Below are 14,091 nucleotides of genomic sequence, written 5' to 3' on the forward strand. Positions count from 1 at the left end.
GGGCTGCGCCCTTCGCAGTGGCGGCGGCAAGCCGCCGTGTCGGCGCCTGCGGCGCCTCCTCCGAAATGCCGTGCTGCGCACGGAAGTTCTGTGCTGCGCACAGAACCGCCCCTCTGCTGCGCGTCGGGGCCGCGTGAGCTGAGGGGATGCCAATCTCTGTGTGGCGTCAGTCTGTTGCTCGTGGGTGCTTGTTACTGACTGGCTGGTTAGGAGGGGAGCGTGCCGGGGGCCGGCCGATCGCCTGCTTCGGGGGTGGGTGGGCCGGGCCCGGGGAGCGATGTCGATTCGGATTATTTCTGTGGTGAGCATCCGATGCCGTATGGGCGGGTCTGGATTGCTGAGCTCTGGCCGGGGGTGTGGTATCGGCGGTACCATCGGTACCATGTCTCATCCCAAAGCCATGAACCTCCGCTTTCCGGATCCAGCTCAACGGAGCGCGATCGAGGCCGCTGCGCGCCAGGAAGGCGTCAGCCTGCAGGAGTACATCCTGTCGGCCGCCTACGCCCGGGCCACCGCCGTGGAGGAGCGCTTCCTCGACGCGTTCAGGGCATCGATGGCCCGCAGCGGCGACGCGTTCGCAGAGGAGGCCGGCACGGCCGAGTCTGGTGACGGGCGGCGTTCGGCGGAGCTGCAGGCGCGGCGTGATCTTGAGGAGCAGCAGGAGCGGGGACACGCCGCGTGAGCCAGAACGATCCGCACCACCCTCTTGACGTGGCCTTCCTTCTGCACGCGGCCGAGTTGCTGCCCAGCGATCCCCAGGTGGACGACTACGGCCCGCTCTACGCGGCGGTCGCCCGGGTCAACGCCCGGGCGATGGAGCGCGACGTCTACGGCTCGGTGTATCTCAAGGCAGCCGCACTGCTCCAGACCCTGGTAAAACTGCCGTGTCTGGAGCACTCCACCGAGGCCTTCGCCTGGCACTCCACCGAGGCCTACCTGATCCTGAACGGGTATCAGCTGGACTATCCGCCGAAGGAGGCGGTCGCCCTGGTACGGGACGCCGCATCCGGCGCGGCGGGCGTTGGCCTGATCGGCCGTCAACTGCGTGCGTGGTGCGGCTCCTGACCGTGCGGCAGTTCTGAGCCGGATCTCCTGGCTCGGCCCGGTTCTCGTATTGCTACGGCAGAGGGGCATGTAGCGGAGAGTGACATGCCGTCCTCTCCGTGCCTACCGCTGCTCTGCGTCGTTCGTGATGGTCCGGGCAGGGTAGAGGGGGACAATGGCCGGGCCTACGCTGGGTGCCGGCCAGGCGCGTTGCGCTGGACTGCGCCGCCCCTCGCCTGCCCAACGGGTCCTGCCTTCAGCGGGCCCGTCGTACGCTCTGATCCACGGCTGCGCGCGCCGCGAAGGCGACGCAGGCCGATGTGGCTGGGTCGGGGGCGGGAGAGAGCACGTGCAGCTGATCTTCATCGACGACAGCGGGCAGCAGAGCCCGCCTCGGGAGCACCTCGGTGAACTCGCCTCGGTAGGCGCCGTCATGTTCCCGGAGGACCAGGTGGCGGCGTACAGCCGCCAGATCGCCGAGCTCCGGACTGAGCTCGGCATGCCTGCCAGCGAGGAATTCAAGTGGAACTCCTCGAAGGGCAGCTTCATGGCGGGAGCCGGTGGCGAGGTGGTGAAGCGCACGCGCCGTCGCATGCTGGAGATTGCCGCCAACTGTGGTGTCAGCACAGCCGTGGTGATCTGGGACCGAGGCCAGATCGGTTGGCCGAAGGCGAGGGTCGCGCGAGAGATCCTGGGCTACCTCTACGAGCGCATCGAGATGCACCTGGAGTCGAGGGAGGAGCGCGGGGTCGTCATCGCCGACATCCCCGGTGGCGGCAATCGGGATCACACCAAGTGGCTGGCCGAGGCTCTGGACCTCACGACGGTCGGCACCACGTACGTGAAGCCGAACCGCGTGGTCATGCCGATCGTGACGGCTCCCTCCGACCACCTTCCCCACCTTCAGCTCGCAGATCTGGTAACTGCTGCGACGACCGCGGCCGTCGCTGGTCGGGAAGCCGGTGTGGAACTCGTCGAGCTGCTCAAGCCTCTGGCGAGGCGCAACACTCACGGCTACATCGGTGGCGCTGGCCTGGTGCTGTGGCCGCGGAGCTTGACCGACCTCTTCTACTGGGTCTTCGGCGAGACGCACTATGTGCGAAACAGCGTGGGCTACCCCATCGGACCCGGATCTGGGTTCTCGCATCCCGGGAGCCTCTTCAGCACCAGCAGCGGGTTGCCGACGTAGAGCCGGCGTGGCGACGTCGGTCAGCGGGGCGTGCGATGCGGTGGCCGCTGACGGGCGGGTACAGCGGCAGGGTCTGGGGTTGGCGGCCGCGGTGGTGGAGCACGCCCGGTGGGGGGAGCCGTTCGATGCGTGGGGGGCTGTGCGTCGGGCCTGGAGCAGTGCCCGGGGTCAGGGCACGGCTGCGGCGCGTGAGGCTGCGCTGGGCGTGGTGGAGGCGCGCTGGGGTGGGGCGCGGGTGCGTGATGTGACAGCGCTGCCGGAGCCTGCTGTTGTCCCGGCCGGCGGGTTCTCCTCGCCCGCGCAGTGGGCGGATGTGGAGTTTCGGCACCGGTGGCGGGAGTGGGTGGCGGAGTGCTGCGACGGGTTGGAGGGGGCGCTGGGTTCGGCCGCCGGTGGGAAGAGTGCGGCAGGGCGGCAGTTGCTGCTGGTGACCGGCTGGCCGCTTGTCCGGCAGCAGGATGCGGGTCTGGCTTATCTGGCCCAGTACGAGCAGCACGGGCCCTGTGTGCCGTTCGGTGGACGTCTTACCGGCTACGGGTGGGAGCCGGAGCACGCCGTGGTGCTGGCAGTCCCCCGCTTCGCCGCCCGGCATGCCGGCGAACATACCCGCGAGCACTGGGGGCGGATCGTGGTCGGGCCGGATGTGGCGGCGGGTGCCACCGGTCCGGAGGAGCAGGAGGTGCTGGCGCTGCTGCGCGGCGCTTATCCGTATCTGCTGGCGGATGCTGAGTGGGATGGTGCGGGCGCGGCTCCCACGCCGTTGGTGACGAAGGCGGGGGCTGTGCGGCGCGATGCGCAGCGGCAGTCGGTGCGGGCCGGGGGCGGCGGGCTGGAATCGGTCGAGCGGTACAACGACCTGGTCGTGGGCGCGTATACCTGGGTATCGGACGACGACCACCCTGGCGCTGCGGCTGCGGAACTGGCGGACCTGCCCGTCCACTGGCTGCGGGAGTGGACGCTGTGGGTGGACGTCGAGTGCGGAATGCGGCCGGACACCGTGCTGCACCGCCTGTACGGCACGGTGATGTTCTTCGAGCCCGATACCGGTCGGGTGGGCTTCTCCCCCACCGGCGGCTACCCGGCCGTCGCGCTGTTGGTCCACCGGATCGTCGCGCTCTCCGGCGACCGCCAGCGGCGCGGCCCCGGCCAGGTGCCCGCCCACGAACCGGTGGACGACCGCTGAGAGCGGCGCGCCCTTGGGTGGGTCCTGGCACGTTGTACATCCATCTCGCCGACCACGCCGGGCTGTGTGGGTCGGCCCGGACGGGGATGACCGCATGATCGAAACGCCCACGCACGTTTACGTGGTCACGCATAGCGCCACCGGGGTCGGGAAGGTGGGGATCGCTGGTTTGGATTCCGCGCGGATCGATGAGCACCGGGGTCAGGGCTGGCACCTGTACCGCGCTGTGCTGCTGCCCTCCCGGGAAGCCGCGCGGCAGGTGGAGCGGTCCGTCCTTCGGCAGCTCAAGATCGACGGGGTGAACGCGCGCATGCCGGCGGACCGCATGCCGCAGGGCGGCCAGAGCGAAACGGTGAACCTCGACGAGGTGTCGGCGGCGGACCTGTGGGGCCGGGTGGTTGCGGCGGCCGGTGAAGTGCAAGCTCAGGCGGACACGTCCCGGGTGGTGCTGGTTCTCGCCCGTATGGATGGCGGCCGTGTCCTGGTCGTTGGGACGGACACGCCACGTGGGGCATCCAAGGGAAGCCCCGAGTGTGCCCTCGGGGAGGAACTCGCCGAGGACGGGTGGCTGGTGTATACGGCGAACATGACCGCCGCAGCGGCGGAGGCCGCGCTGCGCGGTCTTCGAGCCTGGGCGGCCAGGGCCGGTGTGATCGAGGATGCTGCTCTGCGTGAAGCCGGCTGGCCGGTGCCGCTGCTCCGCAACACCTACAGGCTGCAGGGTGCGGTGGACGAGGAGTTCCGGCAGGCGCGCATAGCGGTAGGGGTGTCACTGCACCCCGTCGTCCCCGCCGACGGCTCCGACGAGGACGAGGATTGACGATCGAGAGTCACGCGATCGTCTGCTCTCCTCGCCCGCGCCGTGGGCGTGCGGATGCGGAGTGGCGGGACTGGTGGGGCCGCAACCGGCGGCGTGTCCGGGGTAGCGCTGACATCCCCGTGCGCGAAGAGGCGTGGACGGAAAAGTGACCTCACAGCCGCTGACCTGCGCCCGGCGGCCGGGCGCGAAGGTACGCCTCTTTGGGGCCGTCGGCGAGCGGGTCGCGCCGGGTTCAGGGCTGCTGCGACGATCGGTTGCACCGCTGCGGGGCGCTCTCTCCTCCGGCCCCTCCCTTCACCTGCCTTGCTGATCTTGAGGTGTTTCCATGTCTTCGTCCTGTCCTCCGCCGTCCGACAGCGCTGGCTGCACGGGCCGGCTCGGTGTGGGCGAGGCGGTCGTCGCCGTCACGCCCGTTGTGTGTGTCACCGCGCTCGCCGCGCTCGAGCGTCCCCTTCCGGGTGTCCTGGTCGCCTTTGCGGCGGCCGCCGGGGCGCTGCTCATGCCCGGCCGTCTGGGCTGTCTGCTCGGTGCGGGCGCCGGGAGTAGCCGGTGATGAAGCGCCGACCCGTCGCGGTGTCGTGGCCGGAGTTGGCCGCGCTGCACGCCTGGATGCGCGAGGCGCAGTGCGGGCTGACGTTCCGGCGGCTGGCCGACAGGGCCGTGATGGCCGGGCGGCCGGTGGGTGAGCGCACGCTGCGGCGCGCGTTCGACGCGCCTTCGCTGCCGACGGAGAAGACGATCAGTTCCTACGCCTGGGCGTGGGCGAGCAAGAACGGTGTCGACGGCCGGGTGTTCGAGAAGCGGGGCCTGGACTTGCTGGTGGTAGCGCGGCATACCGCTCCGTCGACGGCGGTGCCCGTGTGGCCGCCCCCTTCGCACGTTCCCGGGCGGGTCAGTACCTGGGAGGGTCTCACCAGGGCTTTGAACCGCATCCATGCGCAGGCCGAGAGGCCCTCGCTGCGGGCACTGGCGGCGTCTGCCGGGGCGGCCGGCCGGTTGTCGAAGAGCACGATCAGCAACATCCTCCGGGGTGAGCGGCGTCCCAGCGCGGAGCAGCTGTCGGCTCTGCTCGCGGCGTACGGGGCCGGGCCCGAGACGACCGCCGGCATGCTCGCCGCACACCGGCGGATCCCCGCCGGGCCCAGGGGGCCCGCTGTCTATCCGTGCGAGGTCGTCGAGCGGGCCGAGGAGCAGGCCGAGGATCGCCGTCAGCGGGAGGAGACCCGCCGCAAGCTGCTCTACGGCACCGAGGCCGGGAATGAGCACGAGCTCGATGAGTACGATCAGCGGCTGCGCGATGAGGAGGAGGCTGCGTTCCAGCGTCAGGTCGAGTGGGTCGACAGCCTCAGCGCTGACGAGTTCGAGGCCCTGCAGGGCCAGGCCGCAGCCGGATCGGGGCTGGACTTGCGCGCCGAGCTGGCTGCCTACGTTGCCCAAGCCCGCCCGGGAGCGTGACGGGCGCCGGGAGCCGGGCTGGTGGTTGTCCGGGTTCTGGCACGTCAGTCGCCCTGCGGCACACCGATGCTCTGGTGTTTCGGCAGGGTCGGTTCGGCAGTTGACGGACCGCTTCGTCGCGTGTTGGCCGCCGCTTGTCCTGCACGGCGGCCAGGACGCGCAGGACAAGCGGCCGGACGTTGGTCTTCGTGCAGCCGGGCGCGGGAGGAGTACCGGAGGAGGCGGCCGAGATGGGCGGCACAGTGCCCTTGGCCGTGGGGAGTTGGGAAATCCGGTCGGGCGGGCAGGTTTTGGCCGGGATACTTCCAGGGTGTCGACGATGGATCTCGAAGCCGTCCGGGCTGCGCTGCGCGCGCAGAAGCCCGACCTGCTGCTGGAGCAGCCGGAGGGTCAGTGGCTGGACGCCAAGAAGAAGCCGTACGAACTGCGCGAGCCGCGCGCGGTGGAGGAACTCGCCAAGGACGTCTGCGCCTTCGCCAACGGTGGCGGTGGTGTTCTCGTGCTGGGCATCGGCACGCGCGTGGTGGACGACGTGGAGATCCTCGACCGGTTCATCCCGGTCGAACGCGCCTCGGTCGACCGCGACCAGATCCGCAAGCTGATCCGCGCGCACATCACCCCTGCTCCGCGCGGGATCAGCGTGGAGTGGTCAGGCGACCAGCAGGGCTGTCGCGTGCTCTACATCGACATCCCTGTGCAGCAGGCGGGCATCCTGTTCGTCGTCGCGGCGCCGGTCGGCAAGCCTGGTGCGCCGCGCACGGACACGGTCGCGGTGCCCGTGCGCGAGGCCGACGGGACACACTGGCTCGCGCGTACCGAGATCCAGCGCCTGCTCTCCGCGGGTGTCGCTGCCTCCGGCATGCCCACCGCCGAGACGCTGTCGAGGCTCCTGCACGAAGCCGTCACCCACTCCGCCTCGGAGCCGGCTGCTGTGCGCGTGGGTCAGGGCCTGCCCGAGTGGGAGCGGGAGATGCGGGAGGCGTACGAGGAACTGGCCGGTGCGGGCCTTGGGGCCCCGGTGGGTGAGGCGTACCGTCACGAGGCGGCTGTGCTGCAGGATCTGGGCCCTGCCCGGGTCGGGGAGGCGGGGTGGGTGCTGTGTGTGGCTCCTCCGCGCCCGCCGGTCGTGGTCGCCGCGCCGGTGTGGCAGGCGATCCTCACCGCCGGCCGCAGCGATGTCGGCGGGGATCCGCTGGCGGCGGTCGGCTACCCGGTGCTGCCGGGAGCGGGCGAGGGCGGGCGTCCGTGGGTGGTGACCGCCGACGCCGTACGGGTGGATCTGGAGGGCGGCAGGTGGGGCGCCGGCCGCCTGGTGCGCTCGCAGACAGGTGGATGGCGGTGGGAGCCCGCCGTGCGCTTCAGCCTCGAGCAGACCCGGTCCGCACGACGGTGGACGAGCCAGGTGCCACCGCCGCAGCTGCGCCTGCGGGCCCTGGTGACGCTCCCGTGGACCGACGCCTCCGTTTTGGAGATCACCAAGGCTCGGCGCCAGCACCTGGAGCAGCAGTTGCCGTTCAGTGCGCTGGCCGGTGCGGTGACCTTGCTGTCCCAGCGGCGCGGCGGCAGCCTTCCTGCGGCCCGGTGGCAGGCGGGCCCGCACGACAACTCGCTGCACACCGCAAGCTATACGAGTGTCATCGCCGCCCCGGACGGGCGGCCGGCCGTGACGGCCGCCGCCATGATCACGCTCCCCGGCGTGACGGACTCCGCTGTCGTCTCCTGTGCGGACGTCCTGGCCGAGGACGCGGCGGCCTGGGCGGCGGCGCTGGGCGGTCATCAGTGTGTACCGCTGGGCTTCGAGGAGGTCCAGGACGTCCTCTTCCACGCATGGGAGACGGCCGCTGAACTGCTGCCTGCGGTCTTCGGTGACCCGGCCGTCCGGCGCTGGGCGGCGCCGCCGACGACCGAGCTTCGGCTGAGCGCCGAACGGTATGACGACAGCGGTGTGACCCCCGCTCTGGCGTCGTTCGTCGACTTCGGTCGGCTCGGTCCCGGCGGCCGCGGCTCCCGGCAGGAGATGGCGGTCACGATCACCGCCGAGCCTTCCATGCGGCGTGCCGAGCGCCAGGATGTGATGCGCCGCGCGGTGGTCCATATGGCGCAGGCTTTCGGTTACGTCCATGCGGAGGCGGGGCTGCTGTAGTGGGAGGGCGCAGCGTCGGCCGGGGAAGCCGGCCGTGTGTGGTTGTCGTTGTCAGCCGCGGAGGGTCGCCGCAGGGGCGGCGTTGCTGTGCTCGTCGTCCTGGCCAGCAGCGTCGCCCGTGGCGGGGGCGTGAGAATGTAGGGCATCGGTGCCCCGCGAGGCTCTGTTCGTGTGAGGGGCAAGGCGGTCGGATGGAGGCAGAGCGCGGGTGTACGTCTCAAGGGTCCAGCTCAGGAATATCAAGGGCTTCACCGGCAGGCGGGCGGCCGATCTGATCTTGCCCGGGCGCAGCGGCTGGACGGTGCTTGCGGGACGCAACAGTTCGGGCAAATCCACTGTGCTGCAGGCGATCGCCCTGGCGCTGGGTGGACCGGCGGTCGCGCGGGCGCTGGTGTCGGACTTCACCGGCTGGATCTCGACGCCTGCCAAGAAGGGGGAGGTGGAGGTCCACGTCGTCAGTGACCCGGTGCACGATGGCTTTACAGGGTCGGGCAACAAGCCTCAGGGTGAGATCTCTTTGGGACTGCAGTGGGCGCGCCCGACGCCGGAGGAACACCGTGGCTGGCAGCGGCCAGTCATGGAGCCGCTGGACGTCAAAGGGAGGAGCGGCCCTCGTGGTCCGTGGGCTGAGAATCCGATCGGCTGGTTCTGCGCCGGCTACGGGCCGTTCCGGCGGCTGACCGGCGGCTCCAGCGAGGCGCAGCGGCTCATGCTGAACCAGGGGCCCAGTGGGCGCCTGGCAACGCTCTTCCACGAGGACGCTTCGCTGGCCGAGGGCGTGGCGTGGCTGATCGATCTGCGGCTGCGTAGGTACGAGGAAGGCAGGAGCAGCGAGGCCGCCGTTTTGCTCAATCAGGTCCTGTCGTTGCTGCGGGACGGGTTGTTGCCCGACCGGTACCAGATCCAGAGGGTGTCGGCGGACGGCCTGTGGGTGATCGAGAACGGCCGTAAGGAGCCCAGCTTCCCGTTGAAGGAGATGAGTGACGGCTACCGGACGGTGGCGGCACTGGTGCTGGACATCGTCCGGCAGCTCCACGGCGCCTACGGGTACTTGCACACTCATCCGACCGCTTCCAGGTCCGGGGGTACGGCGATCCTCGCCCCAGGCGTCGTGCTGATCGACGAAGTGGACGCGCACCTGCATGTGACCTGGCAGCGCAAGATAGGCGACTGGTTGCAGGACCACTTCCCCAACATCCAGTTCATCGTCACCAGCCACAGCCCTTACATCTGCCAGGCCGCCGACGAGGGCGGACTGATCCGGCTCCCTGGAGCAGACGAGCAGCAGCCCCCGGAAGTGGTGGACGAGGATCTCTACCGCAGGGTCGTGTACGGGAGCGGAGACGATGCTGTGCTCTCGGAGCTCTTCGGTCTGGAGACGCCGTACTCCAGCCGTGCCGAGCGGCAGCGCCGGCGTCTGGTGGCCCTGGAGCGCAAGGTGTATGCCGAAGCGGCCACGGCTGAGGAGATCGCCGAGTATCAGGAGCTGAGCAGCCTGCTGACGAGCTCTCTGGAGAGCAGGGTGGCCGAGGTGTCGGCGCGGCTGGAGCAGGAACGGTGATTCCGCTTCAACGCGTCGATATCTCCGCGCATGCGCAGAGCTTGCTGACGCGATGGACACAGCGGGTCGAGAGTGCCGGGGCGACCGGCCAAGCTGCTCGGGAACTCTGGGGAGACGCGAAGGCTCCTAAGAAGCATGTGCGCTCGGCCCTGGAGTCGATGGCCCGCGGTGCCGTGCGGTGCATGTACTGCGATGACAGCCGCGGAACTGACATCGATCACTTCGAGCCGTTGGAGAGGGCACCTCTGCGGGCCTTCGTGTGGGTCAACCACCTCTTGGCCTGTTCGTTCTGCAACAGCAACACGAAGAACCGTAAGTACCCGGTGGATGCGAAGGGGGACTGCCTGCTGGTGGACCCCACGGCAGAGGATCCCGCCGATCATCTCACTCTACGGTTGTCGGTCGGCACGTACGATCCGTTGTCGCCCAAGGGGGAAGAGACGATACGGGTGTTCGGGCTCAACCGGTCAGAACTCGTCAAAGGGCGAGTGGATGCCTTCGTTCGGGCCTGTTCCATCCTCCGCGACTGGCATGGTTTGCGCCAAAACGCCCCCTCCGAGGCCGACCGCGTAGCCCAGGCACTGCTGGACTCCCCTTTCATTGATGTCGTCCACGCCATGACTCGCCTCAAACCGAGCGTCGCGGCGATCGTCGTTGGTCAGGCGACCGTTCCGGCCCTTGATGCCTGGCGCGCCGCGCATAGTCTCTCGTTCCGCGTCGGGCAACCGCGCGTATGCGGAGGCGCTGCCGACGCCGACTGCATCGACGACACCCTCGCGGACGACGACCACTCCTGCCAGGGTCGGGCCGGCGGGAGGAGCAACGATGAACGCGTGATAACCATGCAGAACTACGGCCTCACCTGGACTGACCCCACCGGCACGCCTTGTTCCTCCGCCGTCGCCTACGACGAGCCCAGCGCCCAGGACCGGAAGGCTGCTCTCGAGAGCGGTGGCTGCACCAGCGTGGAGATCGTGGCTGTCAGGCCAGGGGAGCTTCCCGAACCGCGGGGCTGAGGTAGTGCCCGGCTGCGAGAGTTGCGCATGATCACTGCACCTGGTGCAGCAGAGTGCGGCTGCCCTGGCCATCGGGAGCGGCAGGCTCATGCCCGCGCTGGCCGTACGGGCGTTGTCAGTGCCGTGCGCCACGATCACCTGGTGCCCACTTTGGACGATATGCCTCCCTACCGGCGTGCGAAGCTGTTGTGGCGCTGGGCCCACCAGGGCCTGCCCTTCGTGGAACAGCTCGTCGCCGACGCCGACGAGTACCCGTGCCGCATGCCGGCTGCGCTGCCCGGGCCGCCGGGCTCCACCTTCGCCGCCCTCGGCGACGACGGCCGCCACCACCTCGTGCGTGCCGGTCACCTGCTCTGCGGCGACCAGCAGTCGCCCGCAGGACGCACGCACCGGCAGCACTATTCGTGGGTCGAAAGCCCCAGCGGTCCGCGGGAGTGGATGGGCGGCCGGGTCGACGACGGCATCGTCTGGGGCTCGGCCGAGGTCACCTGGACGGTGCGCCTTCTCGGCCCGTGCACCGACCCTGGCCTGGTCAGCCGGCGGGAGCGGTGTATCGCCGGCCACTACAGCCTGCTGCACAGCTGGCCCCCTCCCCCAGCCCGTACCGCTTCCGTCCGGCGGATGCGCGCCGCCCTCGTCGACGCGCTCGGGCCCGACTGCCACCTGTGCGGCCGCTACCCCGGAGCGATGGTCGATCATGACCATGAGACGGGTCTGGTGCGCGGCCTGCTGTGCGGCCTGTGCAACCGCGTCCTGGAGGAGTGCCCGCACGTCTCCGGCTGTCCCCGGGCCGACTACCAACTCTCGCCGCCCGCGGCCGGTCTGGGGCTGGTATATCCGCTCGGCGACGAGTGGCGTCCGCGGGACTCCACCCGTCGACGCGTGATCGAGCAGCTTGGTTTCGACCCCTTCAAAGGGCTGCCCACCCGGCGTATGCCAGGGTAAGAGCCCGCCCCGACCTCGGAGTTACGCATGCCCTAGAAGCTGACAGGCAGCGCACGGGCCGCCCGAGGAGCCCTCGGCGCCGCCCGTGCGCTGGTACACCGTCGTCGCTGTTTACCGTGCCCCGGCCAGTGCGGGGGTCAGCGGCGGGCGCTGTGCCGTGATGTGAGGTGGTGGGCGAAGTCGGTGAACATGTCGCTGCGCTTGGGGCCGTTGGTTCCGCGCACGGCCACGAGGAAGCCGGCCAGGAGGATGAGCGGGCGTGCATGGACGGCGACGGCGGCGAGGAGCGCGAGGTAGGGCGTGGAGTCGGACGCGCTCAGCACGGTGTTCAGCATGGTCAGTTGGGGTCCTTCCGTCGCGCGGTGTTGTCACCTGATGACCTCATGCCGGGAACTCGTTGCGTAGGGGCAGATCGCGGGGTTGTATCGGGGGCGTGCCCCGTACCCCGCCCTCGGGCGCCGACGCCACGCTCATCAGGACTCTGGCTGAGCGGGGTGTGCGCGTGTCCGTCTACCAGCTGGAGCGATGGCGGGCGGCTGGGTATCTGCCTCGGCATCCCCGACGGGGGCTGGGCCGGGGGCGCGGCACGCGCGCTGAGTTGCTGCCGGCCACCGTGGAGCGGGCCGAGTTGTTGGCCCGCTCCGCCCGGCAGGGCCGCGCCCTGGAGACCGTGCTGACCACCGGTTTGGACCAGGCGCTGCGCGAGGACTCACCGGCTGCGCTGCGGACGGTGGTCATCGGACATCTGCATCGCCGCGTCGCCGCGTTCGGGATCGAGCCGCAGTTCCTGTCGGGGGCAAACTTGGGCGAGGAGGCGTGGGACGAGCAGGCCGAGGCGGTGCTGCAGGCGACTGCGGACCGCGCTCGCCGTTCCCAGCCGCCGCCTGAGATGCACAACTTTCTCCGGGATCTCGCGCAGCAGCGGGGCCTGGATGTGGCGGGCGTGGCTCGGATGCCTCGGTGGCAGGAGGTGCGGCCGCTGCTGCCTGTGCTGATGAGGGTGTTCGTCGGCGGGCCGGATGCGGTGGGTTCGGAAGAGATCGCTGAGGCAGTCGGTGCGGGCCTGCGTCTGCCGGAACCTCTCGTCGAGGGGATGAAGGCGACGTTTGCGGCACGGGAGCTTGCTCAGATGAACCGCGGGGAGACGCCCCATGTTCTGAGTGAGTACCTCGAAGGAGTCCAGGCGCTGATCGCCGCGGTGGAGTGTGCGGACGATGAGGCACTGGTGCGTGCCGCCGCCGTCGTGAGGCTCACGACGCAGTATCAGATGCTCGCCCTGCTGTGCAGCTTGGCCGCGTTGCGGGTGGCTCCCGGGATGCCTCTGCGCATGGAGCCCGAGGGTGTGGTGCGCATGCTGCAGCATCCCGTCTGGATCTGCTGGGGTCAGACCGTCTCACGAGCCATCGCCACCCGGGAGGAGTCGCTGGCCGTCCTCATCGCCGAGGCGCTCGATCCCCGCCGACCCGGGAACACGGACGGGTTGCAGGACTATCTGCGGTTCCTGCGCGTCGAACTCGGTCTGCCCGACGAGGACGTCCTGTCTGCTTCCTTCCGCGATCCTGTGGTGTAGCCGGACGGCGCCCGTCCCGGCCTGCGGATGGATCCGCGCCAGGCATGAGGGGTGGGTGCCATGTCGTCCCTTCGGCGTGCGGTCGGCTGGTCGCCGAGCGGGCGATGGCAGTGGACTGGACCGGCCCGGGGGCGGGACGTACCCCTGTCTGTTCAGGAGCGCCGTGGTCGACGGCGCGATGCGGGACCGCCGGCGGGCCGGGGCTGACCGGCACGCGGCATCCGCCAGTCGGGCTACAGTGTGCGCATGAACGCTGACCCTCTGCAGATCGGAGCTGTGCTCCAGCAGTTGGTGCAGCGGGCCTTCGACGAGGACATGCGGCAGGGCCACTTCCCGGTGGTCGCGCGGACGGCTCGCCCGGATCTCGTCATGATGTGTTCTTCCGGCAAGTCCCACACCGTGATGTACCTCGTGCAGGCCAAGTGGCGTGCCGAGACTGAGCTGGACCGGGTCCGCGAGGAACTCGACCGGCTGGATGCGATGGAGGTGCCGGAGGGCGCCGGAGGAGCGATCTCACCGGCTCGAGCCTTCTCGGCCGTGAAGGTGGGCTTGCGGCTCAGGCGGAGCCTCAGTCTTCTCGTAGCCCGCGTGCATGCCCTGCGCGAGCGGGCTGCCGCGCTCGAGGCGCAGGTGGAGTTCCTGCACTGCGCTCTCGAGCAGCTCCTGGACGACACCCGGTACCCGCGTCAGAAGTGGGTTCTGCGCACGGCGGCCTCGCCGTGCGGGGTGATCAGGCTGACGACGCCCCGGGTGCCGCGGGCGCCAGGTTCTGTCCGGCTTCCGTACCGGACCGAGCCCACCGCGGGCGCCGCGGCCGCGTGACCTTGTGGAGGCAGGGCGCGGCGCGCTGAGTGCCTGCTCTTCTCCTATGAGGTCGTCTTGTTCTGCACTGTCCTGCACTCCCCCGTATCCCTGCTGCTCCTCGCGGGTGTCTTCTTGTTCCTCGTGCCGCCCGCACTGTCCTGGTGGAGGGGTAAGGCGCGGGCCGGCTTCGAGTGGGTGCGTGCCCGTGTGCGGGCGTGGGCCGCGCGGCTGCAGATGCGGGCGCGCGTCTGGCTGCTCAGCGGGCAGCCGGAAAGCTCCGGCATGGATGCCCTCAAAGACCGTGACAGGGGCTGAAGCCGTCGCGTGTAGGCCGCGGTCGTCGCGGCCCGGGTAGCGGGTT

At 70.1% G+C, this 14,091-nt stretch carries 15 protein-coding genes; 14 read left to right on the top strand and 1 reads right to left on the bottom strand.

Annotated elements, in window-relative coordinates:
- Positions 1 to 382 precede the first annotated feature (382 nt).
- The 11 genes from PYS65_RS34100 to PYS65_RS34150 all read left to right on the top strand — a co-directional run bounded on the left by PYS65_RS34100 (position 383) and on the right by PYS65_RS34150 (position 11,356).
- Positions 383 to 682, top strand: a complete 300-nt coding sequence (locus PYS65_RS34100) for a type II toxin -antitoxin system TacA 1-like antitoxin (protein ID WP_279338179.1) — start codon at positions 383 to 385, stop codon at positions 680 to 682.
- Positions 679 to 1,065 carry a fic family toxin-antitoxin system, toxin component gene (locus PYS65_RS34105; RefSeq protein ID WP_279338180.1) on the top strand — a complete coding sequence of 129 codons (387 nt, stop codon included), beginning with the start codon at positions 679 to 681 and terminating at the stop codon, positions 1,063 to 1,065. Before PYS65_RS34100 ends, PYS65_RS34105 begins: the two co-directional genes overlap by 4 nt.
- A gap of 328 nt (positions 1,066 to 1,393) precedes the next feature.
- Positions 1,394 to 2,233 (top strand): DUF3800 domain-containing protein, encoded by an 840-nt coding sequence (locus PYS65_RS34110; protein ID WP_279338181.1) that lies wholly within the window; start codon positions 1,394 to 1,396, stop codon positions 2,231 to 2,233.
- 7 nt (positions 2,234 to 2,240) lie between these two features.
- On the top strand, positions 2,241 to 3,416 hold the full coding sequence (locus tag PYS65_RS34115) for a hypothetical protein (protein WP_279338182.1): 1,176 nt from the start codon (positions 2,241 to 2,243) through the stop codon (positions 3,414 to 3,416).
- Positions 3,417 to 3,510: 94 nt separating this feature from the next.
- The gene (locus PYS65_RS34120; protein ID WP_279338183.1) at positions 3,511 to 4,236 is read left to right on the top strand and encodes a hypothetical protein; all 726 of its coding nucleotides are present in this window, start codon (positions 3,511 to 3,513) and stop codon (positions 4,234 to 4,236) included.
- A 325-nt stretch (positions 4,237 to 4,561) separates the two neighbouring features.
- Positions 4,562 to 4,789 carry a hypothetical protein gene (locus PYS65_RS34125; protein ID WP_279338184.1) on the top strand — a complete coding sequence of 76 codons (228 nt, stop codon included), beginning with the start codon at positions 4,562 to 4,564 and terminating at the stop codon, positions 4,787 to 4,789.
- Positions 4,789 to 5,691 carry a helix-turn-helix domain-containing protein gene (locus PYS65_RS34130; RefSeq protein ID WP_279338185.1) on the top strand — a complete coding sequence of 301 codons (903 nt, stop codon included), beginning with the start codon at positions 4,789 to 4,791 and terminating at the stop codon, positions 5,689 to 5,691. Before PYS65_RS34125 ends, PYS65_RS34130 begins: the two co-directional genes overlap by 1 nt.
- A gap of 319 nt (positions 5,692 to 6,010) precedes the next feature.
- Complete coding sequence (locus tag PYS65_RS34135; protein WP_279338186.1) at positions 6,011 to 7,834, top strand: AlbA family DNA-binding domain-containing protein; 1,824 nt, start codon at positions 6,011 to 6,013, stop codon at positions 7,832 to 7,834.
- Positions 7,835 to 8,042: 208 nt separating this feature from the next.
- The gene (locus PYS65_RS34140; protein WP_279338187.1) at positions 8,043 to 9,395 is read left to right on the top strand and encodes an AAA family ATPase; all 1,353 of its coding nucleotides are present in this window, start codon (positions 8,043 to 8,045) and stop codon (positions 9,393 to 9,395) included.
- Complete coding sequence (locus PYS65_RS34145; RefSeq protein ID WP_279338188.1) at positions 9,392 to 10,411, top strand: HNH endonuclease family protein; 1,020 nt, start codon at positions 9,392 to 9,394, stop codon at positions 10,409 to 10,411. Before PYS65_RS34140 ends, PYS65_RS34145 begins: the two co-directional genes overlap by 4 nt.
- Before the next feature lie 141 nt (positions 10,412 to 10,552).
- The gene (locus tag PYS65_RS34150) at positions 10,553 to 11,356 is read left to right on the top strand and encodes an endonuclease domain-containing protein (protein ID WP_279338189.1); all 804 of its coding nucleotides are present in this window, start codon (positions 10,553 to 10,555) and stop codon (positions 11,354 to 11,356) included.
- Positions 11,357 to 11,493: 137 nt separating this feature from the next.
- On the opposite strand, the gene PYS65_RS34155 is transcribed toward PYS65_RS34150, so the two are convergent.
- Positions 11,494 to 11,691 carry a hypothetical protein gene (locus tag PYS65_RS34155; RefSeq protein WP_279338190.1) on the bottom strand — a complete coding sequence of 66 codons (198 nt, stop codon included), beginning with the start codon at positions 11,689 to 11,691 and terminating at the stop codon, positions 11,494 to 11,496.
- 167 nt (positions 11,692 to 11,858) lie between these two features.
- Between PYS65_RS34155 and PYS65_RS34160 the strand changes: the two genes are divergently transcribed.
- From PYS65_RS34160 to PYS65_RS34170, 3 genes are all read left to right on the top strand, one after another.
- Positions 11,859 to 12,926: a hypothetical protein gene (locus tag PYS65_RS34160; protein WP_279338191.1), complete on the top strand. Its 1,068-nt coding sequence runs from the start codon at positions 11,859 to 11,861 to the stop codon at positions 12,924 to 12,926.
- A gap of 246 nt (positions 12,927 to 13,172) precedes the next feature.
- A complete protein-coding gene (locus tag PYS65_RS34165) occupies positions 13,173 to 13,748 on the top strand; it encodes a hypothetical protein (protein ID WP_279338192.1) in 576 nt (191 codons plus the stop codon).
- 57 nt (positions 13,749 to 13,805) lie between these two features.
- Positions 13,806 to 14,045, top strand: a complete 240-nt coding sequence (locus PYS65_RS34170) for a hypothetical protein (RefSeq protein WP_279338193.1) — start codon at positions 13,806 to 13,808, stop codon at positions 14,043 to 14,045.
- Positions 14,046 to 14,091: the final 46 nt, after the last annotated feature.

Source organism: Streptomyces cathayae (assembly GCF_029760955.1).
Lineage (GTDB): Bacteria > Actinomycetota > Actinomycetes > Streptomycetales > Streptomycetaceae > Streptomyces > Streptomyces cathayae.

What these genes read in the sequence shown, in the direction of transcription:
- PYS65_RS34100 (WP_279338179.1), top strand. Translation starts at nt 383, where the DNA reads ATGTCTCATCCCAAAGCCATGAACCTCCGCTTTCCGGATCCAGCTCAA.
- PYS65_RS34120 (WP_279338183.1), top strand. Translation starts at nt 3,511, where the DNA reads ATGATCGAAACGCCCACGCACGTTTACGTGGTCACGCATAGCGCCACC.
- PYS65_RS34125 (WP_279338184.1), top strand. Translation starts at nt 4,562, where the DNA reads ATGTCTTCGTCCTGTCCTCCGCCGTCCGACAGCGCTGGCTGCACGGGC.
- PYS65_RS34130 (WP_279338185.1), top strand. Translation starts at nt 4,789, where the DNA reads ATGAAGCGCCGACCCGTCGCGGTGTCGTGGCCGGAGTTGGCCGCGCTG.
- PYS65_RS34135 (WP_279338186.1), top strand. Translation starts at nt 6,011, where the DNA reads ATGGATCTCGAAGCCGTCCGGGCTGCGCTGCGCGCGCAGAAGCCCGAC.
- PYS65_RS34155 (WP_279338190.1), bottom strand. Translation starts at nt 11,691, where the DNA reads ATGCTGAACACCGTGCTGAGCGCGTCCGACTCCACGCCCTACCTCGCG.
- PYS65_RS34165 (WP_279338192.1), top strand. Translation starts at nt 13,173, where the DNA reads ATGAACGCTGACCCTCTGCAGATCGGAGCTGTGCTCCAGCAGTTGGTG.